This is a genomic window from Rhodopseudomonas infernalis, from assembly GCF_022271405.1.
Lineage (GTDB): Bacteria > Pseudomonadota > Alphaproteobacteria > Rhizobiales > Xanthobacteraceae > Rhodopseudomonas > Rhodopseudomonas infernalis.
The window spans coordinates 47,627-71,906 of sequence record NZ_JAJNAL010000023.1 but is presented as its reverse complement, the minus strand read 5'-3'; the positions used below and the strand labels follow the sequence as shown (position 1 = coordinate 71,906).

The 24,280-nt window shown below is 66.5% G+C and carries 20 protein-coding genes; 11 read left to right on the top strand and 9 right to left on the bottom strand.

The window, feature by feature from the left end; genetic code table 11:
• Positions 1 to 124 precede the first annotated feature (124 nt).
• Entirely contained in the window at positions 125 to 1,126 is a 1,002-nt protein-coding gene (locus tag LPW26_RS16180; RefSeq protein WP_238736447.1) for an esterase-like activity of phytase family protein, read from the top strand.
• Positions 1,127 to 1,143: 17 nt separating this feature from the next.
• Here the strand turns inward: LPW26_RS16180 and LPW26_RS16175 are convergent, their stop codons facing one another.
• Positions 1,144 to 4,344, bottom strand: coding sequence for a PAS domain S-box protein (locus LPW26_RS16175; RefSeq protein WP_238736445.1), 3,201 nt, complete (start codon positions 4,342 to 4,344; stop codon positions 1,144 to 1,146).
• A gap of 333 nt (positions 4,345 to 4,677) precedes the next feature.
• Positions 4,678 to 4,983: a 50S ribosomal protein L28 gene (rpmB, locus tag LPW26_RS16170; protein WP_238736443.1), complete on the bottom strand. Its 306-nt coding sequence runs from the start codon at positions 4,981 to 4,983 to the stop codon at positions 4,678 to 4,680.
• Between the two features lie 309 nt (positions 4,984 to 5,292).
• Here rpmB and LPW26_RS16165 point away from each other — a divergent pair, with 309 nt between their 5' ends.
• From LPW26_RS16165 to LPW26_RS16140, 6 genes are all read left to right on the top strand, one after another.
• Positions 5,293 to 6,177, top strand: a complete 885-nt coding sequence (locus LPW26_RS16165; RefSeq protein WP_319942182.1) for a DUF3108 domain-containing protein — start codon at positions 5,293 to 5,295, stop codon at positions 6,175 to 6,177.
• A 311-nt stretch (positions 6,178 to 6,488) separates the two neighbouring features.
• Positions 6,489 to 9,845: a helicase-related protein gene (locus LPW26_RS16160; RefSeq protein ID WP_238736441.1), complete on the top strand. Its 3,357-nt coding sequence runs from the start codon at positions 6,489 to 6,491 to the stop codon at positions 9,843 to 9,845.
• 39 nt (positions 9,846 to 9,884) lie between these two features.
• Positions 9,885 to 10,154, top strand: a complete 270-nt coding sequence (locus LPW26_RS16155; RefSeq protein WP_238736438.1) for an RNA-binding S4 domain-containing protein — start codon at positions 9,885 to 9,887, stop codon at positions 10,152 to 10,154.
• A gap of 74 nt (positions 10,155 to 10,228) precedes the next feature.
• On the top strand, positions 10,229 to 10,567 hold the full coding sequence (gene fdxA, locus LPW26_RS16150) for a ferredoxin FdxA (protein WP_238736436.1): 339 nt from the start codon (positions 10,229 to 10,231) through the stop codon (positions 10,565 to 10,567).
• Positions 10,568 to 10,699: 132 nt separating this feature from the next.
• Entirely contained in the window at positions 10,700 to 11,908 is a 1,209-nt protein-coding gene (locus LPW26_RS16145) for a CarD family transcriptional regulator (RefSeq protein WP_238736435.1), read from the top strand.
• A gap of 264 nt (positions 11,909 to 12,172) precedes the next feature.
• Positions 12,173 to 12,712, top strand: coding sequence for an NIPSNAP family protein (locus LPW26_RS16140; RefSeq protein ID WP_238736434.1), 540 nt, complete (start codon positions 12,173 to 12,175; stop codon positions 12,710 to 12,712).
• A 20-nt stretch (positions 12,713 to 12,732) separates the two neighbouring features.
• On the opposite strand, the gene LPW26_RS16135 is transcribed toward LPW26_RS16140, so the two are convergent.
• Positions 12,733 to 14,229 carry a M48 family metalloprotease gene (locus LPW26_RS16135; RefSeq protein WP_238736433.1) on the bottom strand — a complete coding sequence of 499 codons (1,497 nt, stop codon included), beginning with the start codon at positions 14,227 to 14,229 and terminating at the stop codon, positions 12,733 to 12,735.
• A 20-nt stretch (positions 14,230 to 14,249) separates the two neighbouring features.
• Entirely contained in the window at positions 14,250 to 15,179 is a 930-nt protein-coding gene (locus LPW26_RS16130; RefSeq protein ID WP_238736432.1) for a thermonuclease family protein, read from the bottom strand.
• A 66-nt stretch (positions 15,180 to 15,245) separates the two neighbouring features.
• On the opposite strand from LPW26_RS16130, the gene LPW26_RS16125 reads away from it, so the two are divergent.
• The 3 genes from LPW26_RS16125 to LPW26_RS16115 all read left to right on the top strand — a co-directional run bounded on the left by LPW26_RS16125 (position 15,246) and on the right by LPW26_RS16115 (position 18,147).
• Positions 15,246 to 16,448 carry an ABC transporter substrate-binding protein gene (locus tag LPW26_RS16125; protein ID WP_238736431.1) on the top strand — a complete coding sequence of 401 codons (1,203 nt, stop codon included), beginning with the start codon at positions 15,246 to 15,248 and terminating at the stop codon, positions 16,446 to 16,448.
• 143 nt (positions 16,449 to 16,591) lie between these two features.
• Positions 16,592 to 17,380, top strand: a complete 789-nt coding sequence (locus tag LPW26_RS16120) for an enoyl-CoA hydratase (RefSeq protein WP_238736430.1) — start codon at positions 16,592 to 16,594, stop codon at positions 17,378 to 17,380.
• Positions 17,381 to 17,382: 2 nt separating this feature from the next.
• Positions 17,383 to 18,147, top strand: a complete 765-nt coding sequence (locus LPW26_RS16115; RefSeq protein WP_238736429.1) for a VOC family protein — start codon at positions 17,383 to 17,385, stop codon at positions 18,145 to 18,147.
• A gap of 633 nt (positions 18,148 to 18,780) precedes the next feature.
• Here LPW26_RS16115 and LPW26_RS16110 read toward each other — a convergent pair.
• Genes LPW26_RS16110 through LPW26_RS16100 form a run of 3 tightly spaced genes read right to left on the bottom strand, consistent with a single transcriptional unit; the run spans position 18,781 to position 21,872 of the window.
• Positions 18,781 to 19,587, bottom strand: coding sequence for an enoyl-CoA hydratase/isomerase family protein (locus tag LPW26_RS16110; protein WP_238736428.1), 807 nt, complete (start codon positions 19,585 to 19,587; stop codon positions 18,781 to 18,783).
• A gap of 35 nt (positions 19,588 to 19,622) precedes the next feature.
• The gene (locus LPW26_RS16105) at positions 19,623 to 20,783 is read right to left on the bottom strand and encodes an acyl-CoA dehydrogenase family protein (protein WP_238736427.1); all 1,161 of its coding nucleotides are present in this window, start codon (positions 20,781 to 20,783) and stop codon (positions 19,623 to 19,625) included.
• A 24-nt stretch (positions 20,784 to 20,807) separates the two neighbouring features.
• Positions 20,808 to 21,872: an acyl-CoA dehydrogenase family protein gene (locus LPW26_RS16100; RefSeq protein WP_238736426.1), complete on the bottom strand. Its 1,065-nt coding sequence runs from the start codon at positions 21,870 to 21,872 to the stop codon at positions 20,808 to 20,810.
• A 255-nt stretch (positions 21,873 to 22,127) separates the two neighbouring features.
• Here LPW26_RS16100 and LPW26_RS16095 point away from each other — a divergent pair, with 255 nt between their 5' ends.
• Positions 22,128 to 22,937 (top strand): SDR family NAD(P)-dependent oxidoreductase, encoded by an 810-nt coding sequence (locus LPW26_RS16095; RefSeq protein WP_238736425.1) that lies wholly within the window; start codon positions 22,128 to 22,130, stop codon positions 22,935 to 22,937.
• 111 nt (positions 22,938 to 23,048) lie between these two features.
• On the opposite strand, the gene LPW26_RS16090 is transcribed toward LPW26_RS16095, so the two are convergent.
• Together LPW26_RS16090 and LPW26_RS16085 are read right to left on the bottom strand one after the other, a co-directional pair.
• Positions 23,049 to 23,309 carry a GlsB/YeaQ/YmgE family stress response membrane protein gene (locus tag LPW26_RS16090; RefSeq protein ID WP_238736424.1) on the bottom strand — a complete coding sequence of 87 codons (261 nt, stop codon included), beginning with the start codon at positions 23,307 to 23,309 and terminating at the stop codon, positions 23,049 to 23,051.
• A 112-nt stretch (positions 23,310 to 23,421) separates the two neighbouring features.
• The gene (locus tag LPW26_RS16085) at positions 23,422 to 24,006 is read right to left on the bottom strand and encodes a YidB family protein (RefSeq protein WP_238736423.1); all 585 of its coding nucleotides are present in this window, start codon (positions 24,004 to 24,006) and stop codon (positions 23,422 to 23,424) included.
• Positions 24,007 to 24,280: the final 274 nt, after the last annotated feature.

The following is a 24,280-nucleotide window of genomic DNA, read 5'->3' as shown; positions in this document are numbered from 1 at the left end:
GGGTACCCCAAGCGAGACGCCATCCTTGTGGACCCCCACCCCCGCCCCCTCCCCGCAAGGGGGAGGGGAGACGACACGCCGGGGATTTATCGCACGAGGTCTCGCACTCGGCGGTTTGGCGTCGGTGCAGTTAGTTGCACCGCATCCCGCGTTCGCCCAAGGTACCAAGGCCGAACTCGAGGCCTACGCGGTCAGTACTCCGGAACGCGTCGAGGTGGTGGCGCGGCCGATCGACTCGTTCGATCTGCGGGACCGCGCGGCGCAGCGGTTCGGCGCGCTGCAATTCCGCAGCGGGCTGGTTCTCACCTCGTCGTTCCGCGGCTTCGGCGGCCTGTCGGCGCTGCGGCTCGATCCGAAGGGCGAGCGCTTCGTTGCGGTCAGTGACCGCGGCAGTTGGTTCACCGGTCGGATCGTCTATGCGGGCGCCGCGATGACCGGGCTTGCGGATGTCGACGCCGCACCGATCCTCGGAGCCGACGGCGAGCCGCTGACGCGGCGCAAATGGTACGACAGCGAGTCGCTCGCCTTCGACGGTGGCACCGCCTATGTGGGCTATGAGCGCGTCAACCAGATCGTGAAGTTCGATTTCGGCCGCGACGGCGTGCGTGCGCGAGGCCAGCCGATTGCGGTGCCGCCGGGACTGCGCAAGCTGCCGAACAACAAGGGCATCGAGGCGCTGATCGTGGTGCCGAAAGGCCTGCCGCTGGCCGGCACGCTGATCGCGATCTCCGAGCGCGGCCTCGATGCCGATCGCAACATCCTCGGCTTTCTGATCGGCGGCAAGACACCCGGCACCTTCGCGATCCGCCGCACCGAAGGGTACGACATCAGCGACGCCGCGCTGCTGCCCGCGGGCGACCTGCTGGTTCTCGAACGTAAATTCTCCTGGCTGGAAGGCGTGCACATCCGCATCCGGCGGATCGCGCTCACTTCGCTGGCCCCGGGCGCAACCGTCGACGGGCCTACGCTGTTCACCGCCGACCTCGGCCACGACATCGACAACATGGAAGGCATCGACGTGCATCGCGACGAGGCCGGCGAAACGGTGCTGACGCTAGTGTCCGACGACAATTTCTCGATGCTGCAGCGGACGCTGCTGTTGCAGTTCACGCTGATCCAGGACTGACCGGCCCGCCGCGCGCATCACCTCGCGGCGCGCGTCGCTTCCGAACTGGCGCCGATCCGCTCGTCGCTCGGCGCGGCGCGTTCGACAGAGCCGGCCTCCGGCGCGGTGCTCAGCGCCTGCCGGATCGTCCGGGCCAGATCGATCCGCCGATACGGCTTCGACAGCAGCAGGATGCCCGAAGCGATGCGATCGTTGTGGATCAACGCGTTCTCCGAATAGCCGGAGGTGAACAGCACCTTCAGGCCAGGGCGCCGCCTGGTCATCTCGGCGGCGAGCTGCACGCCGTTATACGGCCCAGGCATCACCACGTCGGTAAACAGCAGGTCGAACCTGGTGTCGCTATCGCAGATCGACAGCGCCGCCGTCGCGTTGCCGACCGAGATCGCCGTGTAGCCGAGGCTCTTGAGCTGGGCGTTGACGTAACTGCGCACCATGGCGTCGTCCTCGACCACCAGAATGGTTTCGGTGCCGCCGATCGCGCCCTGTTCGGAGGAAGGCGGCGCTTCGCGTTCGGCCTCGGCCGCGGCGCGCGGCAGATACAGCCGGAACGTGGTGCCCAATCCTTCCTCGCTGTACAGCGTGATGTGGCCGCCGGACTGCTTGATGAAGCCGTACACCATGCTCAGTCCGAGCCCGGTGCCTTTGCCGATTTCCTTGGTGGTGAAGAACGGATCGAACACCTTGCCGCGGATCGCCTCCGGGATGCCGCAGCCGGAATCGCTGATCGAGATCATCACATAGGCGCCGACATCGACATTGCCGAGCCGCCGGGCGAATTCCTGATCGACCATGACGTTGCAGGTTTCGAGCGTCAGCTTGCCACCGCCCGGCATCGCGTCGCGGGCATTGACCGCCAGATTGACCAGCGCGGATTCCAGCTGGCCACGGTCCACATAGATCGGCCAGACATCGTCGGCCATCAAGGTCTCGACCTCGATCTGCTCACCGAGCGTCGGCCGCAACAGGCTTTGCAACCCTGCGACCAGCCCGTTGACGTCGGTCTCGTCGGGCCGCAGCGGCTGTTTGCGGGCGAACGCCAGCAACAGCCGCGTCAGTTCGGCGCCGCGGTCCGCCGCCTCGCTGATCAGCTTGGCGATCGCCGCCAGATGCGGCTGGTCGGAGACACCGTCGCTGATGATATCGATGGTGCCGGTGATCACCGTCAGCATGTTGTTGAAGTCGTGCGCGATGCCGCCGGTGAGCTGCCCGATCGACTCCATCTTCTGCGACTGCCGGAGCTGCTCCTCGAACGCGATCTTCTCGGTGAGGTCACGCAGGAACGCGTTGATGACGAAGCTGCCATCGCGATACAGCGCCGTCATCGCCACCTCGATCGGGATCGGTGCGCCGTTGTGGCGAACCGCTTCGATCTCGACGCGGAAGCCGCTGTCGTCGCGGCCGAGCGTGGTGGCGAACTGCGTGAACTCCTCGGTGCGCTGCGCGAGCTGGTCGGGCGGGATCAGCAGTTGAAAGACGTTGCGGCCGATCGCTTCGGTGCGCTTCCATCCGAACATCAGCTCGGCATGCGGACTCCACTCGGTAATCGTCGCCAGCGCGTCGATCTGCACGAAGGCATCGAGCGCGGTGTCGACGATCGCCCGCGCCATCTGCTCGCTGCGGCGCAGCGCCTCCTCGGCTTTCTTCTTCTGCGTGATGTCGTGATACACCATCACGGCGCCCTGGACGTCGCCGTTATCGTTGAGCAGCGGCCGCCCGTTGGCGATCAGATAGGATCGCCGTCCGCTGCCGAGCGGCTGCACGATGAACTCGAAGTTCTCGATCGTCTCGCCCAGCGAGGCGCGCAGCAGCGGCGCCTTGTCGGCCGCGAGCGGTTTGCCGTCCGGGGTGAAGCGGTCGAACGAGCGCGTCGTGTTGAGGACGCTGGTGCCGGTCAGCGCACCGAACATCGCGTGCGACGCAGGGTTGGTGAGAATTACAATGCCGCGCGCGTCCGCGACCAGCACCGGGTCGACCATGCTGTCGACAGTGTTCTGCAACACGCCGGCCAGACGGCTGCGCTCTTCGGCTTCTTCCGCGAAGGCGATGGCGCGGCGCTGCGAGTCGCTGGTCATCTGTTCGAACGCGTCGGCCAGCAGCTTGATCTCGTGGCCGCCGCCGGGCGCGAGTTCGAATTTCTCGCCGCGCGCGAAGGCCTGGACCGATCGGGTGATCCGCACCAGCGGCCGGGTCAGCGAACGGGCCAGTGGCACCGCGATCAGGATCGCGATCAGCAGCGCGACCGCGCCGCCCGCCAAAGTGGAGTTGCGGACCGCGGTCTGTACCGACCCGAACGATGCGTAGTCACGCATCTCGACCACACCGATCAGCGGACCGTCGGCCAGCCTGACCCAACCGACGCCGATGCCGAACGATCGTCCCTCGGCGTTCTCGATGACCGAGGGGATCGCGCGCTGGTCTTTCAGAGACGCGGCGAACGTCGGGAAATCGTCCTGGATGCGGCGCGGCCGGCCGAGATCGAAGCCGAACTCCTGCGTACGATCCGGATGCACCAGATAGTCGCCGTCCTCGTTGACGACGTAGATCGTATCGCTGGCGTCGACGCTGGATCGGACCCGTTCGAACAGCGCGTCCAGATTGGTGTTGATCACCAACAGGCCGAGACGCCGGCCATCGGCCGTATCGATCGGCGCGATCGTCCGCACCGTCGGCGTGTAGGGCAGCTCGAGGTCGGTCGCATCCCGGTTGAGCTCGATGCGGGAGATCGACACCTCGCCGCGCGGCAGCGCCATGCCTTGTTTGAAGTAGGCCCGGTCGCCGCGCCGCGTCAGTTCGGCAGGCGGAACCGCGCGAATGCCGCCTTGCGGTCCCAGACGATCGACACGGACCAGTTCGAGTCCGTCATCCTCGGCTCCGATAATCCGCAGGATCGCGCAGTTCGGCTTGGCGGCCAGCTCCGCGGCGAATCGGTCTTCGATGCGATGTCGCCAGCCCACGCTGGTGGCCCCCACGAATTCGGGGCGCCTGACGAGGAGATCCTGCAGCGCCGTCGACGCTTGCGCACTCTTGGCGTCGGCGAGCGTGCCGCGCAGTTGCGCATCCATCAGCAACGCATTGAGCTGAGCGTGGGTCTGCAGCCGCTGCACCGTGCGGGGGATCAGCAGTTCGACGATGCTACGATAGTTGAGGAAGCCGAGCACCGCCGTAGTCACCAGGACCAGGGCCACCATCGCCAGCATCAGGCGTGTCGAAAGCTTCATCGCGGCCTCTGCGACCGGGCGGCGGCGCCTTTGCCCAGGATCGGAAACCGGTGCGGCTTGCGGGGCATCGTCGAATCCGACACATCATTTGATCGTAACAGCTTTTGCGTGTGGTCGCCGGACCCGTCACCTCGGAACACTACGAGATTCGACCAACGTCGGATGGATAGTCTTGATCCGGGATGCGGGCGCTTCGCAAGCGCGTCCATCCGCGTGCGGATCGTCCATCGCGGCGATGCGCAGCTGGCACGCAGGCAAACGAAACGGCCGGGTCTTTCAACCCGGCCGTCCGAAATCAGGATCGCCGATAGATATTCGCGCGGGACGAGGCGCTCAGCTCGCGACTGCGACCGCTTCGCCGGCCTTCTTCTTGGCAATCGCACGCTTCAGCTCGGCGGCCTTCGGCGACAGCTCGGCAATGCTCGCCTTCAGCAGGAAGGCATCGAGACCACCGCGGTGGTCGACGCTCTTCAGCGCGTTGGTCGACACCCGCAGCCGCACCGGGCGGCCGAGCACGTCGGACAGGAACGTAACGTTGACCAGATTGGGCAGAAAACGCCGCTTGGTCTTGATGTTCGAGTGGCTGACCTTGTGGCCGGTCTGGGCACCCTTGGCGGTCAGTTCGCAGCGCCGGGACATGGCGAAAATCCTTTGTCATCCCCGCCTGCCCACTGGCAGGCGCGGGGGTTCTATCGACGTCCATTTCAGGAACCGCGGACCTATAGTCGGGCTCGCGTCCAGCGTCAACCCAGAGCAGCCTCCGATGCGGTATTTTGCCGACCGGCTGGAACCCCGAAATGCCCTGCCCGGGTCATTGATTACCCGCGCCGGATCAACAATCTACCATCATATAAACGACGCATTCGGTTCCGAAACCGGGGAATTGGATCGGCCGTCGATCGCAGACCGTTGAACGGCGTGCCGCGGCCGCCAGGCAGGACGACCTGAGTGAACATTTCCGTCAGCAATCGCCTTCGTCGGCAGCCGGGCGCTTCGCCGCGGCGGCCGGGATTTTTCGCCGGGATGCTGGCGTTGTCCACGCTGGTGCTGGCGCTTCCCGGCACTGCCAGTGCCCAGGGCAAGCTGGATGCCCGTTACGAGGCGACGCTGGCCGGGATCGAGGTCGGCAAGGGCACCTGGGTAATCGAGATCACCGGTGACGGCTATGCGGCGGCCGCCAATGGCGCGACGTCGGGCGTGATGCAGGCCTTCTCCCGCGGCCATGGCAGCGGCGAGGCGCAGGGCCGCATCGTCAACGGCCAGTTCGTGCCGATGAACTACATGGCCTCCACCACCAGCGCCAAAAAGACCGAGATGGTCCGGATCTCGCTGGCGAACGGCAGCGTCAAGGAATCGTCGATCGAGCCGGAGCCGCCGGTGGATCCGGACCGGATTCCGGTGACCGACGCGCATCGGCGCGGCGTAATCGATCCGATGACCGGCTCGTTTCTGCGCGTGGCCGGCACCGCCGACCCGATGACGGCCGACTCCTGCCGGGTGACGACGCCGATCTTCGACGGCCGCATGCGCTACGACCTGCGGCTCGAATACAAGCGCACCGAGATGGTCAAAGCCGAAAAGGGCTATCAGGGTCCGGCGCTGGTCTGCGGCATCTACTTCACCCCGATTTCCGGCTATATTCCCGACCGCGCAGCGATCAAATACCTGATCGAACAGCGCAATATGGAAGTCTGGCTGGCACCGATCGCGGGCACGAGGGTGCTGGTGCCGTTCCGCCTCAAGATCCCGACGCCGCTCGGCAACGCGGTGCTGCAGGCGACGCAGTTCGTCACCACCGCCACCCCGCCGAAATCGGCGTTGCGGACCCAATAGACCATCGATCGCTCGCGCCGACGGGCGTGACCGCGGCTCGTTCGAATCCAGTTGACTCCGGCCGGAATCACAGAACGCATGACTGCGACGGCGACTACCGCGTTCCAAGGCGTTGATCTTGCGATCGACCCCTGATCTGGTGGGAAAAGTCTCGCGCAACGCGAGATGTTGCGACGGAGCGAAGCTGGACCCGGCGAGTCTGCGATTCGGCCGCGTTTCGTTCCAGACTCGTTCTACACCTTAACTGGCGTGCGCTGCGGCGTCGCAATGTGACACATCTCTGACCGCACCCATGCAGAAATACACCCAAAATGCCCACCAGGTTTTCCGCGCCGTTTACCAATGACCGGGCGCCCGGCGCCGGCGTCACCGCGGTGCTCGGTCCGACCAACACCGGCAAGACCCATCTGGCGATCGAACGGATGGTGGCGCATCCGTCCGGGTTGATCGGCTTGCCGCTGCGGCTCTTGGCACGCGAGGTCTACAACAAGGTCGTCGACCGGGTCGGCGAGGGCGCGGTGGCGCTGGTCACCGGCGAGGAGAAGATCAAGCCGCCCAAGGCGCGGTTCTGGGTCTCGACCGTCGAGGCGATGCCGCGCGATCTCGACGTGTCGTTTCTGGCCGTCGACGAAATCCAGATCGCGGCCGATCTCGAGCGCGGCCATGTCTTCACCGATCGTATCCTGCACCGGCGCGGCCGCGACGAAACGCTGCTGCTCGGCGCCGCGACGATGCGGCCGATCATCGAGCGGCTGCTGCCCGGCGTCAGCATCGTCACCCGGCCGCGGCTGTCGCAGCTCGAATTCGCCGGCGACCGCAAGCTGACGCGGCAGCCGCGGCGGACCGCGATCGTGGCGTTCTCGGCCGACGAAGTTTACGCCATCGCCGAACTGATCAAGCGGCAGCATGGCGGCGCCGCGGTGGTGCTCGGCTCGCTGTCGCCGCGCACCCGCAACGCCCAGGTGGCGATGTTTCAGTCCGGCGACGTCGATTATCTGGTCGCCACCGATGCGATCGGCATGGGTCTCAATCTCGATGTCGATCACGTCGCGTTCGCGTCGGATCGCAAATTCGACGGCTATCAGTTTCGCCGACTGACGCCCTCGGAGTTCAGCCAGATCGCCGGCCGCGCCGGCCGCGCCACCCGCGACGGCACATTCGGCACCACCGGGCGCTGCGCGCCATTCGAGCCCGAACTGGTCAACGCCCTGCAGAACCACAGCTTCGAGCCGGTGAAGATGCTGCAATGGCGCAATTCCGCGCTGAATTTCAGCTCGGTCAGCGCCCTGCAGGTGTCGCTGGCGGAAGCGCCGCGGCAGGAGGGGCTGACCCGCGCGCCGGTCGCCGAGGACCTGCGGGTGCTCGAGCACGTCGCCCGCGACGGCGAAATGCGCGACATGGCGCATGGCGCCGCCGCCGTGGAGCGGCTATGGGAGGTCTGTCAGGTCCCGGATTATCGCAAGATCGCACCCGCGGCCCACGCCGAATTGGTGACGACTCTGTACCGCTTTCTGATGCGGAAGGGGCGGATTCCGGATGAATGGTTCGCCGCGCAGGTCGACCAGGCGGACCGGATCGATGGCGGCATCGATACGCTTTCGGCGCGGATCGCCCAGATCCGGACATGGACTTTCGTCGCCAACCGGACCGACTGGCTGGCCGATCCTGAACACTGGCAAGGCATTTCGCGCGACATCGAAAATAAATTGTCAGATGCGCTGCATGAACGGCTTACGGAACGTTTCGTAGATCGTCGGACCAGTGTATTGATGCGCCGCCTGCGGGAAAACACGATGTTGAATACGGAAATTGGTAAGACCGGCGAGGTCATCGTCGAAGGACATGTGATCGGTCGTCTCGACGGGTTTACGTTCGCCCCTGATGCGGCGGAAGCGGGATCCGATGCGAAGGCCTTGCAGGCGACCGCGCAGAAGGCCCTGGCCGGCGAGATCGACTCCCGCGCCGAGAAGCTTTCGGGCGCGCCCGACGAGCAGTTCGTGCTGACCTCGGAAGGCCTCGTGCGCTGGACCGGCGACGCAGTGGCGCGGCTGGTCGGCTCCGACGACGTGCTGCGGCCGCGGCTGCGCATCATCGCCGACGATCGTCTGGCCGGCGCGGCGCGCGAAGCCGTGCAGACCCGGCTCGATCTCTGGCTCAAGACCCACATCGAGAAGATCCTCGGGCCGCTGTTCGAACTCGGCAAGGCCGAGGACATCACCGGCATCGGCCGCGGCATCGCGTTTCAATTGATCGAGTCGCTGGGCGTGATCGAGCGCAGCAAGATCGCGTCCGAGATGAAGGACCTCGACCAGCCGTCGCGCGCCACGCTGCGCAAATACGGCGTGCGGTTCGGCGCCTATCACATCTACATCCCGTCGCTGCTGAAGCCGGCGGCGCGCGCGCTGGCGTCGCTGCTCTGGGCGCAGAAACTCGACAATGTCGATATGTCGGCGCTGTCTGGCGCGCAGCATCTGGCCAGCAGCGGCCGCACCTCGTTTCCGATCGACAAGGCGCTGGATCGCGACGCCTATCGGACGCTCGGCTACAAGCTGTGTGGCGAGCGCGCCGTGCGCGTCGATATTCTCGAGCGCTTGGCCGACCTGATCCGCCCGGCCTTGGCCTGGCGTGAAGGCGCGCCCGGAGAGAAGCCGGCTGGCGCGTTCGACGGCCGCAGCTTCGTGGTGACGCAGGCGATGACGTCGCTGACCGGTTCGGCCGGCGAAGACTTCGCCTCCATCCTGAAGGCGCTCGGCTATCGCATGGAAAAGCGGCCGCCGCTGCCGCAGGCTCCCACGCCGCAGCCGTCGCAGGCCGAAGCTGCCTCCGCAGCCGAGGCCACACCCGCCGCCGACACCACGCTGTCGGCCGAAGACCACGCCATTCTGGCCGGCGCGATCGCGTTCGAGTCGGTGGCGACCCCCGAGGCGCCGGAAGCGGCTCTGGACGCTGCTTCTGCCGATCAGGCCGAAGCGCCGACCGAGCCGGTTGCCCAGGAGACTGCGGCGGCCGAGCCGACCGAAGCCGCGCCTGCCGAGGACAGCTCGGCCGGGACTGCGGCGCAGACCGAAGCCGAGGCGCCGGCTGGCGAGGGCGCTGCGACCGAGTCTTCGGCAGCAGAGGTCGCAACCGAAGCTCCCACCGAGACGGCGACTGCCGATGCGCCGGCTGTTGAGGCGACCAGCGCCGAAGCGGCACCTGCCGCCGAAGCTGCCAAGCCGCAGCCGGATCTGGTCGAAGTCTGGCGTCCGGGCGGCCGCTCGGATGAGCATCGCCCGCGTCACGATCGTAACAAGCGTCCGAATAACCGCTCGCAGCAGGGCCAGGGCGGTCAGGCGAATGCCGACGGCGAAGCCGGCGCGCGTCAGGACCGGCCGGATCAGGGCAATCGCCGCGGCAAGGGGGACTTCCGCCGAGACCGCCGCGACGGCGAGGGTGCTCCGCGTCGTGAGGCGCAGGGCGAAGGCCGTCCGCCGCGCGAGCGCTTCAAGGGCCGCGACAAGTTCTCCGACAAGGGCGGCAAGGGTCGCGACAATCAGGGCGGCGGATCGCACCGGCAGGTGCATTCCAGCGCGCCGCCGCGCGAGCGCGATCGGCCGATCGATCCGAACTCACCGTTCGCCAAACTCGCTGCGCTCAAGGAGCAGCTCTCCGGCGGCCGCAAGGACTGAGTTTCGCCGCGCGCCCGCGCGGCCGATCTTGGGTGTCAGGTGGAGCGGCAGCGTCTCGACAAATGGCTGTGGCATGCGCGGGTGGTGAAAGCCCGCGCCACAGCGGCCGCCTTGGTGGAAAGCGGCCATGTCCGGATCAACGGCGCGCGCGAACGGTCGCCCGGACATGCGATCAAGCCCGGAGACGTCGTGACGATTGCGCTGGATCGTGGCGTGCGCGTACTGAAGGTGATTGGATTTGCCGAGCGCCGCGGTGACGCGGGCTCTGTTACTGGACTTTATGCCGATCTCGAAGTGCCACGGGACTAGGCATCTTCATCTTGCGGCTGTGGGACACCTGCGGTACGCAAACACTCAAAATTAGAACCGTTCCGGAGCTTCGGATGACTTACGTCGTCACTGAAAACTGCATCAAGTGCAAATACACCGATTGCGTTGAAGTCTGCCCCGTGGATTGCTTCTACGAGGGCGAGAACATGCTCGTCATCCATCCGGACGAATGCATCGACTGCGGCGTGTGCGAGCCCGAGTGCCCGGCCGACGCGATCAAGCCCGACACCGAGCCGGGTCTCGAGAAGTGGCTCGAGCTGAATTCGGAATACGCCAAGTCCTGGCCGAACCTGACCCAGAAGAAAGACGCGCCCGACGAAGCCAAGCAGTTCGACGGCATGGAAGGCAAGCTCGAGAAGTTCTTCTCGAAGGAGCCCGGTACCGGCGACTAAGGCTGACGCCTCTCGTCCCGCTCGCCGCGGACGCGATTCTCAGACCCTGCTTAACCCTGTTGATGATCAGTCCGCCCGGCGCCGCATCGGCACCGGGCGCGATTCGTCATAAATCATTGATTTTTGCGGGAAATGTGCTATATTTGGCACATTCTACACACTCGGCATGCCGTTTTTGCGGCCGGGAAGGGATCCCGTCAAGAACAACCAACAGGGGCGTGGCGGTTCCACGCGCAGGCTGTGTCACAGAAAACGCGTAAAATGAGTGCTTCCTCGAAGGGTGCCAAGCACGCTGGCAGCCGCAGCGCAACCAATAGCCGATCCCGTGCATCAAAGGACGCCCGGACCACCAAGACCGCGGGCTCCAAATCGACGATTTCAAAGGCTTCGGTGTCGAAGCCCTCACAATCGAAGACTTCGGTTTCGAAGTCACTGGCCGCCAAGGCGCCGAGCGCAAAAGCGAGCGCCGCCAAGGTCGCAACCGCTAAGGGTTCCGCCGGAAAGGCTTCGGCCTCTTCGGTAACGTCCCTCAAGTCCTCGAAAACCAAAAGAAGTGCAATGCCATCCAAGACTGCGAAACCCGACGTTGCGGCGACCGTCTCCAAGGCTGCCTCCGCCAAACCTGCCGCTAAGCCCGCCGCCAAGGCTCCGGTCGCTGCCGCGCCGAAGGCTGCTGCGAAGCCGGAGGTGAAGCCGGTGGCTGCCAAACCGGCAGCGGCCCCGAAGGTCGAGGAGCCGAAAAAGGCCGTGACCCAGCGCCAGGGCTTCAAGGCCAACGAGTTCGTGGTCTATCCGGCGCATGGCGTCGGCCAGATCCTGGCGATCGAGGAGCAGGAAATCGCGGGCGCCAAGCTCGAACTGTTCGTCATCAACTTCATCAAGGACAAGATGACGTTGCGGGTGCCGACCGCCAAGGTCGCCAATGTCGGCATGCGCAAGCTGTCGGACCCGGCGCTGGTGAAGAAGGCGCTGGAGACCCTGAAGGGCCGCGCCCGCGTCAAGCGCACGATGTGGTCGCGCCGCGCCCAGGAATACGAAGCGAAGATCAACTCCGGCGACATCGTGGCGATCGCCGAAGTGGTGCGGGATCTGTATCGCTCGGACTCGCAGCCCGAGCAGTCCTACAGCGAGCGCCAGCTCTATGAAGCGGCGCTCGACCGTCTGTCCCGCGAAATCGCCGTGGTGCAGCAGGTGACCGAGACCGAAGCCATTAAGGAAGTCGAAGGCCAGCTCGCCAAGAGCCCGCGCCGCGGCGCCAAGGCGGACGCCGAAGGTGAAGCCGACGCGGACGGTGATGCCGACGGCGACAGCGACGACACCGTGACCGATGAAGCCGCGTAAGGCTTGCGATCAGCTTTGAGGGTCACGGGCCCGCGAGACTTCAAGGCCCGGCGGAACGCCGGGCCTTTTTGCTGTCTTCAATAGGAAAGCCGGATGGGCTGCTCGGCACGTTCCGCGCGCTGCCCTACAGGGTATTACCCGTGATCTTGCGGGCTCGACCTGGAGTTCGCGGACGAAGGAAACGCATTCATGGTGTATGAGCTGACCACGCTGTCCGGTCCCCTTCTCGAGCTCGCGCGGCTGTCGCAAGGCGCCCGCGTCTGGATGAACGATCCGGACGCGAAGGGCGAAGTGCTTGGGATCTGGCGCAGCGACATCGGCACGCTCGGGCAATTGCTCATCCTGCGCGGCTTTGAGGCCGAGGCTGAGCTGCGCAAGGAGCGTGACCGTGCCCTGCTCAGCGCCAACCCATTCAATTGCGTCGGAACAGCGAGCGCATTGAGCATGGATAGCTACGCCGGCTTTCCGTTTCTGCCGCCGGTTCGACCTCGGCAATGCGGCGGGTTCTACGAATTCAGAACCTACACGCTGAAGCCCGGCGGGTTGCCGGCGACACTTGCGGGGTGGCAGGCAGCGATTGCGCCGGCGCACGACTACACGGCCCACCTCATCATCAACATGTATGCACTCGATGGTCCACCGCGCATCACCCACATCTGGGGCTTCGTGGGTGTCGACGAACGCATGAAGCTGCGGGCCGATCACTACGCCGCCAAGCTGTGGCCGCCAAAAGGCGGGCCTGAACAGATCGCACAGGCATCCTCGACCATCGCCATCGCCGAACCGGGGTTGCCGCTCGGCTGAGCTCGCAGCGACATCGCGCGTCAATCCACCACGATCTTCACCAGGTCGCGCGCCTTCACGGTGGCGTTGGCTTCGAGGCCGTTGAGGACGCGGAAGCGCTCGAGCGGGCGGTCGACGCCGGCCATCCGGTGCGACAGCGACTCGACGGTGTCGCCGGGTTGCACGGTGATCACCTTGATGCGCAGCGGCCGCGCCGCCTGGATCTCGTCCAGCGTCAGCCGGCGAAACGAATTCACCGTGTCACGCGCGTTGCGCTCGCTCTCGGCCGAGCGCTGCCGTGTCGCGAAGATGAAGCGGTAGACGTCGCTGCCGAACCGCAGCGCATAGACCTTGAACTGCCACTGATCGCCGCGCGCCACCACCGCGGCGGCCGGGAAGCCGTTGATACTCAGCTCCTCGGTCGAACTCTTGTCGACGTTTTCCATCCAGCCGGAATTGAGGTAGTCGCCGAGCGACTGCTCGGCCGGCACACGCACCACGTCGAAGCGCATCGCCTGGCTGCCGCCCTCGCGCACGCCGATCACCGCCTGCGCGGTATTGTCGAGCGTGTAGCTCTCGGGCGCCTGGAAGGTGAAGCCGAGCTTGGGATGCAGGAAGCGGCGGCCGCGCACGAAGCCTTCGCTCGGGTCCTCGCCATAGACGATGTTGTCGATGGCGTTGAGATAGGTCTCGCGGTCGCGCTCGCCCTTGGCGGTCTGCTCGGCCGACGCGTATTGCCGCGCGTTGGCCTGCGCGTTGCGCACCCGCTCGGGCGTCGCCGGATGCGACGCCAGGAAGTCCTGCGACCTCGTATCGCCGCTGCGGCCGGCCTTCAGCGCGGCGCTGCGCTCCATCGCGGTGAGGAAACGCGCCGCCCCGAACGGATCGAACTGCGCACGTGCCGAGATGCCCACGCCGATGCCATCGGCCTCCAGCTCCTGCTGCCGCGAGAAGCTCGCCATCGACAGCTTGGTCTTGGCCAGCGCCAGCGCGGTGAGTTCGGGATCGTTGCCCATGTCGGTGACGACGCGCGTCACCAGTGCAGCCTGCCGCGCCTGGTCCTCGCGGATCGCCGCGTGCTTGGCGAGCACATGCGCCATCTCGTGCGACAGCACCGACGACAATTCGGACGTATCGCTGGCCAGCGCCACCAGTCCGCGGGTGACGTAGAGCTGCCCGGTCGGCAGCGCGAAGGCGTTGATGGCGCCCGAATTCAGGATCGTCACCTTGTAGGTGAGGTCGGGCCGGTCCGACGCGGCGACCAGCCGGTCCACCGTGCTGGTGATCAGCGCCTCGAGCCTGGGATCGTCGTAGGCGCCCCCATAGGTGGCGAGGATCCGCTCGTGCTCCCGTTCGGCGGCGGGAGACTGGGCCGGCGGCCGCGCCGGCTTCGGCGCCGCCGGGGTGCTGGACGGGATCGAGGCGGTCTCGAACCGGCGGAAATCGCCGCAGCCGCCAAGCGCCAGCGCGCCGAGCAGCGGCAGCACCAGCCAGCGGCGGCTTGTCCAGATGTTACGCCGTCCCTCGGATCCGCTCACGTATGGCTCTTTCGCGGACGCTAGCGCGCGCCCGGCACCTCGATCTGTCCCACCTCGCGAATCCCGATCTGCGGGCCGGTGCGCCGCTCGATCCAGCCGCGGACTCGGATTCGCTTGTATTCCAAGGACTTGGGCGAGATGCCCGCGGCCTCGAAGGACCCCAATATGCGCCTTGAAATAGTCACCGCAAAGTCCCGAGTCCAGCGCCGGCCGAAGTTCAGGAAGATCATGCTGCCGGCCTCGCGGACCGACACAATCCGGCCTTCCACCACCGTGAACCGACCGGCACGCGCCAGCAGCGCATCGCCGTCCGCGGCTTGCAGCAGCGCGCCCGGCTCAGCCCACAACCCGAGCCGGGCGTCGCGGGCGGCCGCTTCGGCGGCGAGCAGCTCAGCCCGGCAGTCCGGCTGCGCAATGCCCAGACCGACCATCGCGTGCCCGGCCTGCAGCAGGCGCGCCTGAACCGGCAGCGCCGCGTCGTCGGTCACCACATAGGCCGGCTGCCGGCCGTAGCGGTCGGGCGTACCGTCAGCGCCGTGCAGCGCGACGTGACGACCGCGCGTCAGTGTGGTCAGCGCGGCGATGGTTGCGGCGGCGTGTGCGGCGGCGACTTCCAGGCCGGCGAGCCGGATCTCGCGGCCATCATCGAGCCGCAGGCTGCGCGCATCGTCGATCGCCGCGACGACGCCGTCGCCCTGGACAGGAAGATCCGCGCAGCCCGCCTGCGCGCTGCCGCAGGCGATCAGCAGCACAACTACGGTCACCGCCGAGCGCCGCTCGCGTCCTGATCGAGTCGTCGTGCTCATTCGCCACACTCGCACCAGCGGATGCGCAGACGAACGGCGCCGCGCACTCACGCCTCGTCGCTTACTAATCGTGTCTGCGGCGCGCAAGCGCATTCCATCCGCCGGAAAACCTGATCGCTTGCCGCTGCGGAAACGATACGGCATGATCGCACCGCGATCAGAAGCGCCGCGAATGAAGTCGGCGCCGGTCAGGGGGAGGACGCTGTGAGAATGATCCGAACGAGTGTTTTTGCATGTCTGTCGCTAGCCGCGGTTTCGCTGGCACAGGCGCAGTCCCAGCCACCGCTGAAGCTCGGCGCAATTCTCGACATGTCCGGTCTGTACGCCGACATCACCGGCACCGGCAGCGAGACCGCCGCCAAGATGGCCGCGGAGGATTTCGGCGGCAGCGTGCTCGGCCGCAAGATCGAGATCATCGCAGCCGACCATCAGAACAAGGCGGACATCGCCGCCAACATCGCGCGCGACATGCTGGACAATCAGGGCGTCGAGGCGATCATCGACGTCGCCGCCTCGGCCACCGCGCTCGCCGCCGGCGAGATCGCCAAGGCGCGCGGCAAGATCATCATGTATTCGGGACCGGGCTCGGTGCGGCTGACCAACGAGGCCTGCGGCCCGTACACCATGCACTACGCCTACGACACCTACGCGCTCGCGAATGTCAGCGGTCTCGCCACCGTCAAGCAGGGGCTCGACACCTGGTTCTTCCTGTCAGCCGACTACGCGTTCGGTCAGGACCTCGAGCGCGACGCCACCAACGTCGTCAAGGCGTCGGGCGGCAAGGTGCTGGGCGGCGTCAAGCACCCGATCAACACCTCGGATTTCTCGTCCTTCCTGCTGCAGGCGCAGAGCTCCAACGCCAAGGTGATCGGGCTCGCCAATGCGGGCGGCGACACCATCAACGCCATCAAGCAGGCGGCAGAATTCGGCGTCACCCGCAAGGGCGGCCAGAAGATCCTGCCGCTGCTCGCCTTCATCAGCGACATCGACAGCATCGGGCTGGAGACCGCGCAGGGCCTGCTGCTGGCCGACGCCTTCTACTGGGACCTCAACGACGACACCCGCGCGTTCTCCAAGCGCTTCATGGAGCGTACCAAGCGGGTGCCGACCTCGGCGCAGGCGGGCCTGTACTCCGAGACGATGCACTATCTGAACGCCGTGAAGGCCGCCGGCACCACCGATGCGGCGGCCGTGATGGCAAAGATGAAGGAAATGCCGGTCAACGACTTCTTCGCCCGCAACGGCAAGGTCCGCGCCGACGGCCGGATGGTGCACGACATGTACCTGTTCGAGGTCAAGAAACCGGCCGACTCCAAGGCGCGCTGGGACTACTACAAGCTGGTCGCGACGATCCCGGGCGACCAGGCGTTCCAGCCGCTCGAACAATCACGCTGCCCGCTGGTGAAGAAGTAACACAATCAACGGTCGTTATTGCGAGGAGCGGAGCGACGAAGCAATCCAGCCCCGGGCACTGAGCCCTGGATTGCTTCGCCTTCGGCTCGCAATGACGAAAGTGAGATACCCGGCCGCAAAACGGCCCAACAACAAGGACCACCATGACCGACATCGTCCTGCAACAGCTCGACCGCGGCCTGCTCACCATCACGATGAACCGCCCCGAGCGGCGCAATGCGCTCAATCAGGAGATGATCCGCGGCCTGGTCGAGGCGGCGCATCGCGCCAAGGACGATCCGGAGGTGCGTGCGGTGCTGCTGAAGGGCGCCGGCGGCACGTTCTGCGTCGGCGGCGACGTCAAGTCGATGGCAGCGGCCGGCGCCCCGCCGCCGCTCGAGCAGAAGGTGGCGAATCTGCGCCGCGGCATGGAAGTCTCGCGCATCCTTCATCTGATGCCCAAGCCCGTCGTCGCGCAGATCGACGGCGCGGCCGCCGGCGCGGGCCTGTCGATGGCGCTGTCGTGCGATCTGCGGGTCGCTGGTAGCTCGGCCAAGATCACCACCGCGTTCGCCAAGGTCGGGCTGTCGGGCGATTTCGGCGGCACCTATTTCCTGACGCAGCTGATCGGCGCCGCCAAGGCGCGCGAGCTGTACCTGACCTCGCCGGTGCTCACCGCGCAGGACGCGCTGGCGCTCGGCATCGTCACCAAGGTGGTGCCGGATGCCGAGGTCGAGCAGGCGACGCATGAGCTGGCGCTTTCGCTGGCACAGGGCCCGACCGTGACGCTCGGCTACATCAAGACCAACATCAACAATGCCGAGAGCCTGTCGCTCGAAGCCTGCTTCGACGCCGAGGCGCTGCATCACTCGCGCTGCGCCGAGACCGCCGACCACAAGGAAGCGGCCGCCGCCTTCGTCGAGAAGCGCAAGCCGTCGTTCCAGGGCCGCTGACGATGGCGCCGTTCCTCCGCCTGCGCCAGATCTGCCTCGTCACCGAGCCGATCGAACCCGCCGCGTCGCAGCTCGCCGCGATCCTGGGGCTGAATATCTGCTACCGCGATCCGCATGTCGGCAAATACGGCCTCGAAAATGTGCTGCTGCCGGTCGACACCACGCTGCTGGAAATCGTCGCGCCGACGCAGCCCGGCACCGCGGCCGGCCGCTTCCTGGACAAGACGGGGGGCCGCGGCGGCTACATGGCGATCTTCTGCTGCGACGATCCGGACGCGCGCGGCCGCCACGCCGCCAGCCTCGGCGTGCGCACCGCCAACGTCATCGACCATGCGCCCTATCACGGCGTGCAACTGCACCCGCGCGACTGCCGCGCCGCCTTCATCGAACTCAACCACACCGAAGGCAGCGACAACATCCGCGGGCCTTACCCGCCCGCCGGTGCCGATTGGGACAAGGCGATCCGCACCGACACGACGCAGGCGTTGACCGCAGTCGAAATGCAGAGCCCCGACCCGGCGGATCTCGCCGCGCATTGGGGACGGATTCTCGACCTGCCGGTGAGCACAGGTGCCGACGATGCGCCGGAATTGAAGCTGCCGAACGCGACGTTCCGGTTTGTGCAAGGCGTCAGCGAAGCGATGACCGCGCTCACGTTAGAAGTCGCGGACGTAGCCAAGGTGCGCGACGCCGCAAAGGCGCAGGGTGTTACTTCCACTGACGACGGCTTCAACCTCGCCGGCGTCGAGTTCAAGCTAACCACCTAACCACGAGTCATTCCGGGGCGCTCCGCGCAGCGGAGCGAACCCGGAATCTCGAAGTTGTGGAAATGATTGAGTCGCAGAACACGTCGGGATTCCGGGTTCACGCGCTACGCGCGTGCCCCGGAATGACCGCCTGGGGCTGACGACGAGCCGGGGCTGACGCGTAGCTGGGCCTCACTGTCCCTGACGCTCGCCGTGTTCGCCGAGCGTCGACTACAAGCTAACCACCTAACCCCGAGTCATTCCGGGGCGCTCCGCGAAGCGGAGCGAACCAGGAATCTCGAAGTTGTGGAAACGATTGAGCCGCAGAACATTTCGGGATTCCGGGTTCACGCGCTCTGCGCGTGCCCCGGAATGACGGACTGGGGCTGGCGACGAGCCGGGGCTGACGCGTAGCTGGGCCTCACTGTCCCTGACGCTCGCCGTGTTCGCCGAGCGTCGACTACAAGCTAACCACCTGACCCCGAGTCATTCCGGGGCGCTCCGCGCAGCGGAGCGAACCCGGAATCTCGCAGTTGTGGAAACGATTGAGCCGCAGAACACGTCGGGATTCCGGGTTCACGCGCTCTGCGCGTGCCCTGGAATGACGGACTGGGGCTGGCGACGACTCGGGGCTGACGAGCCGTTGCTACGCCGTCAGCGCCCCTTGAAATGCGCGGCGCGGCGTTCTTCGGTGGCTTTGACGCCTTCCTTGAAGTCCTCGGTGGCGCGCAGCCGCGTTTGTTCGGCGAGTTCGTGCTTGGTGGCTTCCATCACCCGGTCGGCCAGATTGGCGCGCATCGTCGCGCGGGTCGAGAGCAGGCCGAGCGGCGAGCATTCGGCGATCTCGCGGGCGAGCTTCAGGGCGGCGCTGCGCACTTCGTTGAGCGGCACCAGCTCGTTGGCAAGGCCCATCTTCACGGCATCCTCGCCGGTGATGCGACGCGAGGTGTAGAACATCAGCTCGGCGTTGTTCTGGCCGATCAGCTCGGGCAGCGTCACCGTCAGGCCGAAGCCGGGATGGAAGCCGAGCTTGGTGAAGTTGGCGGAGAACCGCGCTTCCGGGCAGGTGATGCGGAAATCGGCCGACACCGCGAGCCCGAGCCCGCCGCCGATCGCGGCGCCATGGATCGCGGCGACGATCGGCTTCTTGGCGCGGAAGATTCGCACTGCTTCCATGTACAGATGCCCGATCTGGCCGAGGCTGTCGGCCGGATCGCCCTGTGCGGCCTTTTCGTCGATTTCCTTGCGCGCCGGATCGCCGAAATTGGCGCCAGCGCAGAACGCCTTGCCCTGCGCGGCCAGCACTGTGGCGCGGACCTCCGGATTGGCGTCGATCTCGTCGAGCGCGTTGGCGATCTGCTGGATCAGCGAGATGTCGAAGAAATTCAGCGGCGGACGCTGGATCTCGATCAAAGCGACGTGGCCGGTGATTTCGACCGCGATGTCGGTGAATTTGCTCATGGTAAGTCCTTCAGAGTTCGAGAGGCGCGCCGCGTTCAGCGCAGGCCGAGGCCGCGCGCGATGATGCCGCGCAGCACCTCGGTGGTGCCGCCCTGGATGGTGAGTTTCGGCGCCAGCTGGGTGGCGAACGCGGTGAGTTCGCCCAGCGTGGCGTGGTTCGAGTTCTCCGCGTCGACGAAGGCGGACAGTTCGCGCACGCGGTGCGGCAGCTGCTGCTCCCACACCGTGCCGATGTCCTTGACGATCGAGGCTTCGACCACCGGCTCCTTGCCGGCTTGCAGCATGCCGGCGACCGACACCGACATCCGCCGCATCGTATGCAGCTGCGCCACCAGCCGGCCGATGCCCTCTGCGCCGCGCGTATCCGGCTCGGGCCCGAGCGCGCGCACCAGTTCGGTCAGCACGTAGTAAGTCTCGAGGAAGCGCTCCGGCCCGGAGCGCTCATAGGCGAGCTCGGAGGTCGCCTGTTTCCAGGCGCCGTCGATCTCGCCGAGTACGTGATCGTCCGGCACGAAGGCGTCGGTGAACACCACCTCGTTGAATTCGTGCTGGCCGGTGATCTGCGCGATCGGGTTCACCTTGATGCCCGGCGTCTTCATGTTCACCAGGAACTGCGTCAGGCCGTGGCGACGGTTCTCCTTGGTGGACGGCGAGGTGCGGAAGATCGCGATCATGTAGTCGGCGATATGCGCCGAGGTGGTCCAGATCTTCGAGCCGTTGATCAGCCAGCCGCCATCGGTCTTGGTCGCCTTGGTCTTGGCGGCGAACAGATCCGACCCGGAATTCGGCTCGCTCATGCCGATCGCAAAGCACAGCTCGCCGCGGCAGATCCGCGGCAGGATGTCCATCTTGATGTGCTCGGGCGCGTATTTCAGCAGCACCGGCCCGCTCTGCCGGTCGGCGACGAAGAACCGCCGGGTCGGCGCATTGGCGACGCGCATCTCCTCGGTGACGACGTAGCGCTCCAGGAAGCTGCGCTCGTGGCCGCCATATTGCTTCGGCCAGGTCATGCCGAGCCAGCCGCGCTCGCCGACCCGGCGCGAAAATTCCGGTGCGTCGGTGTCCTCACGCTGCGGCTTGTGCGGATCGAAGGTGCCGGCGGCGATCTCCTCGGCGAGAAATGCGCGGACTTCCTTGCGCAGCTCTTCGCAGACGGGCGGCAGACGGATCGGATCGAAACGGAGGGCGGCGGTCATGGTGTTGCTACTCGTTTGATGCGGTCAGCGCGAGGCGACCAGCGGCCACAGATCGTCGGCGCCGCGCTTGGCCACCATGCGGCCGAGCTCGACCGCCCAATGGCTCTCGTTGCCGAAATCGTCGCGCCAGGCGAGCGCGCGCAGCGAGTAGCGATGCAGGATGTGCTCGGACGTGAAGCCGATCGCGCCATGCACCTGATGGGCGATCGCCGCGCCCTTTTCGGCCGCTTCGGCGCAGCGGATCTTGGCGGCCGCGGCTTCGAGAAACACCGCATCGTCGAACGCCGCCGCGGTGCTGATCGCATCGGCCGCTGAGGTCGCGGCGGCCAGTGCGGCGGACGTCTCGCCGGCGAGCTTCGCGAGATTGTGCTGCACCGCCTGGAATTTGCTGATCTTCTTTTCGAACGCGACGCGGTCGTTGGCGTAGGCCACGCTGATCTCCAGCAGCGTCTCGAGCGCACCGGCGATCTGCAGGCTGCGCGCGACCGAGCCCATCAGCAGCAGCGCGGTGGCGCCGAAGTCCTCGGATGCGGAGGCCAGCTGCAGAGGTGTGGTCTTGTCGAACGACACCACGTCGGACGCATCGTTGCCGAGGCCCAGTCCCTTCTCGATCCGGCAGGCGGAGGCCTCGACCAGCGCGATCGACGCGCCGTTGGGGCCCTGCGCCAGCACCGCGATATGCTGCGCGTCCTGGGCGAACGGCACGCCGCGGGCGCGGCCCGTCAGGGTGCCGTCGGCCGCCAGCGTGATACGATCCTTCGGATGCGCCGGCGCGATCGTCATCGCGCCTTCGGGCGAAGTGATCCCGCCCTGCGCCAGCAGCCAGCCGGCCAGCATCGTTTCGGCGAGCGGCACCGGCAGGCCGGCGCGGCCGGCGGCGTTGAGCACGCCAAAACCTTCCGCCAGGCTGGCGCCGGACCCGCCGAACTCGTCCGACACCCAGGACAGCGGCAGGCCGGATTCGCCGAGCGCCTGCCACAGCGGCGCTTTCCAGCTTCCGGATTTGTCGGCGTTGATGGTCTGCGCGTCGGCGAGGTCGGCGAAGATCTTCTCCGCGGTCTCGACGACGATGTTGTCGGTCTCCGTCACAGCGTTCCCCGGTTCGCGCAATCTCGTCGCAGTCCGCGCGACGCGGACAGGGAGCTGCAGCCTTGTTGTTGCGCAGCATGATGCGGAAAACCGCCAGCGATGACAAGCGGCGGCCCGCGCGCAGCCGCCTGCAACGGCGGCATGGTGTTATTCCGCCCGGTGGGACTGACCTTGAGAGTCTCACGCTTGCCGAGCGCCTCGCAGCCGATATGGTGGCGCACGCGCTGCGGGCGTGAACGGATGAACGGAGCAAAGATGGCGAAGGGTGGACTGAATGTGATCGTGACCGGATCGGCGTCCGGTCTCGGCGCGGCGACAGCCAGGATTCTGGCACAGGACGGCGCCCGGCTGCTGATCAACTACGCGTCGAGCGAGACCGACGCGCACGCCGTCGCCGAGGAATGCCGCAAGCTCGGCGCCGCCGAAGTGGTGGTGGCTCAGGGCGACGTCTCCAAGGACGAGGACTGCAGGAAGATCGTCGCAGCCGTGGCGCATTGGGGCGTGCTCGACGCGCTGATCAACAACGCCGGCACCACCAAGCATGTCGCCCATCATCTGCTCGACGAATTGTCGGCCGAGGATTTCCAGCGGCTCTACGCCATCAACACGATCGGTCCGTATCAGATGGTTCGCGCGGCGCGCGCGCTGCTGGAAGCCGGCGCCAAGGCATCCGGCCGCGCCAGCGCGGTGGTGAACGTGTCGTCGGTGGCGGGCATCAGCGGCGTCGGCTCGTCGATCGCCTATGCGGCCAGCAAGGGCGCGCTCAACGTGATGACGATGTCTCTGGCGCGCGCGCTGGCGCCGGCGATCCGGGTCAACGCCATCTGCCCGGGCTATATCGACACGCCGTGGTTCACCAAGGGCCGCGGCGCCGAGGCCGCCAAGCAGGTACGCGATGCGGTGACGTCGCTGGTGCCGCTGCAGATCGCCTCGTCACCGGAGGACATCGCCGAACTGGTGTGCTTCCTCGCCACGCCGCGGTCGAGCAGCATGACGGGCGAGCTGGTCCGCATGGATGCCGGCATGCATCTCGGCGAGTTCAAGGCCGTGACGCGCAAGCAGTAACAAGCGAAGCCGTCCTAGCGAGGAAGCGTAGCCGACGAAGCAATCCAGCCCGGTGCACGGGCTGGATTGCTCGCTCAAGCTTGCAATGACGACGTGTCGGTGCTGCCCCGCCTACATCGATCGTCGGGCTGTAAACCTGTTCCAGACAAACAGCACCAACACCGCGCCGATCGTTGCGGTGATGAAGCCGGCGCCCTGGTTGGGGCCGTAATGCCCGATCGCCTGGCCGATCGCGGTGGCCACGAAGGCGCCGACGATGCCGAGCACCGTCGTCAGCAGGAAGCCCTGCGGATTGTTCGGACCGGGCGTCAGCAGCCTGGCAATGATGCCGGCGACGAAGCCGACCAAGATGATCCAGAGTATCCCGCCCATCGCCCGTTCCTTCAGATGTTGGTTGCTGCTACGCGGCCGGCGGAACGCACGGCCGTTCCGCTCAATGAGGATGGCCGGCCAAAGGTTCCGTCTCGGCTGCGTGCGCCGAGGTTCAGATCCAGCGCGAGGCTTCGTCTTCGTTCGGCAGACGGCCCTCGGGGGTCATCTGGTCGATGAATTGCGGCAGCTGGTGGCTGAGGCCGTCGAGCAGCTCCTCGCGCGACATCCCGGTCTGGTGCTGCAGCATCTCGAGCTGATCGGCGCCGAGCGCGTTGGCGAGATCGTTCGGGCCGATCGACTGGTTCTCGCCGCGGCCGACCCAGGAGTTGGCGGCGTCGCCAAGCCCGCTGGTCTGGAATTGCCGCAGAAGATCACCAAGCCCGCCCGACAGGATGCTGCCCGCGGCGCCGCCGGCCAGCAGACCGCCGAGCCCGCCCTTCAGCATATCGCTCAGCCCGCCGCCGGGCATGCCGGCGTTGATCGTGTTGGGCGGCGGCGAATTCGGCACCGAGGGCGGCCGTCCGCTTCCGTCTGGCACCTGCGGATGATTGTCGGCGGTGACGTGCTTGTAGGCCTTGTAGGCAAGCAGCGCGAGGATCGCCATGGTGAACTTGGACATCCCGCCGCTCTTGTCGTTCGGATCGGCCGGGCCGCGCGGACCGTTCTGCATGCCGTTCAGAATGTCGAGCAAACCCATCGTGGCCTCCCTGTGACCCTGTGCAATCAGTCTACCGGCCCAACATGAACCGGCGGCAACAAGCCGACAGCAACGCAAACCGCGCCGCTTCGTTCACGGCCGGCCAGAGATAGGAACGCCCCGGGGCGGCAGCAAGGCAGGGACGGTGCGGATCGGACTAACCGGATGTGTGACGAGACCGTGACGGGCGTATCGAGAGCACTGCGCCCGCCCCACCCCCAACCGTCACCCTCCGCGAAAGCGGAGGGCCCAGTATCCCAGAGCGCCGCTGGTG

Bases quoted from the DNA above. Each gene is read 5' to 3' on its own strand.
- LPW26_RS16175 (WP_238736445.1), bottom strand. From the start codon at position 4,344: ATGAAGCTTTCGACACGCCTGATGCTGGCGATGGTGGCCCTGGTCCTG.
- rpmB (WP_238736443.1), bottom strand. From the start codon at position 4,983: ATGTCCCGGCGCTGCGAACTGACCGCCAAGGGTGCCCAGACCGGCCAC.
- LPW26_RS16145 (WP_238736435.1), top strand. From the start codon at position 10,700: ATGTGCTATATTTGGCACATTCTACACACTCGGCATGCCGTTTTTGCG.
- LPW26_RS16140 (WP_238736434.1), top strand. From the start codon at position 12,173: ATGAACGATCCGGACGCGAAGGGCGAAGTGCTTGGGATCTGGCGCAGC.
- LPW26_RS16160 (WP_238736441.1), top strand. From the start codon at position 6,489: ATGCCCACCAGGTTTTCCGCGCCGTTTACCAATGACCGGGCGCCCGGC.
- LPW26_RS16105 (WP_238736427.1), bottom strand. From the start codon at position 20,783: ATGACCGCCGCCCTCCGTTTCGATCCGATCCGTCTGCCGCCCGTCTGC.
- LPW26_RS16090 (WP_238736424.1), bottom strand. From the start codon at position 23,309: ATGGGCGGGATACTCTGGATCATCTTGGTCGGCTTCGTCGCCGGCATC.
- LPW26_RS16095 (WP_238736425.1), top strand. From the start codon at position 22,128: ATGGCGAAGGGTGGACTGAATGTGATCGTGACCGGATCGGCGTCCGGT.
- LPW26_RS16130 (WP_238736432.1), bottom strand. From the start codon at position 15,179: ATGCCGTATCGTTTCCGCAGCGGCAAGCGATCAGGTTTTCCGGCGGAT.
- LPW26_RS16125 (WP_238736431.1), top strand. From the start codon at position 15,246: ATGATCCGAACGAGTGTTTTTGCATGTCTGTCGCTAGCCGCGGTTTCG.
- LPW26_RS16110 (WP_238736428.1), bottom strand. From the start codon at position 19,587: ATGAGCAAATTCACCGACATCGCGGTCGAAATCACCGGCCACGTCGCT.
- LPW26_RS16085 (WP_238736423.1), bottom strand. From the start codon at position 24,006: ATGGGTTTGCTCGACATTCTGAACGGCATGCAGAACGGTCCGCGCGGC.
- fdxA (WP_238736436.1), top strand. From the start codon at position 10,229: ATGACTTACGTCGTCACTGAAAACTGCATCAAGTGCAAATACACCGAT.
- LPW26_RS16120 (WP_238736430.1), top strand. From the start codon at position 16,592: ATGACCGACATCGTCCTGCAACAGCTCGACCGCGGCCTGCTCACCATC.
- LPW26_RS16115 (WP_238736429.1), top strand. From the start codon at position 17,383: ATGGCGCCGTTCCTCCGCCTGCGCCAGATCTGCCTCGTCACCGAGCCG.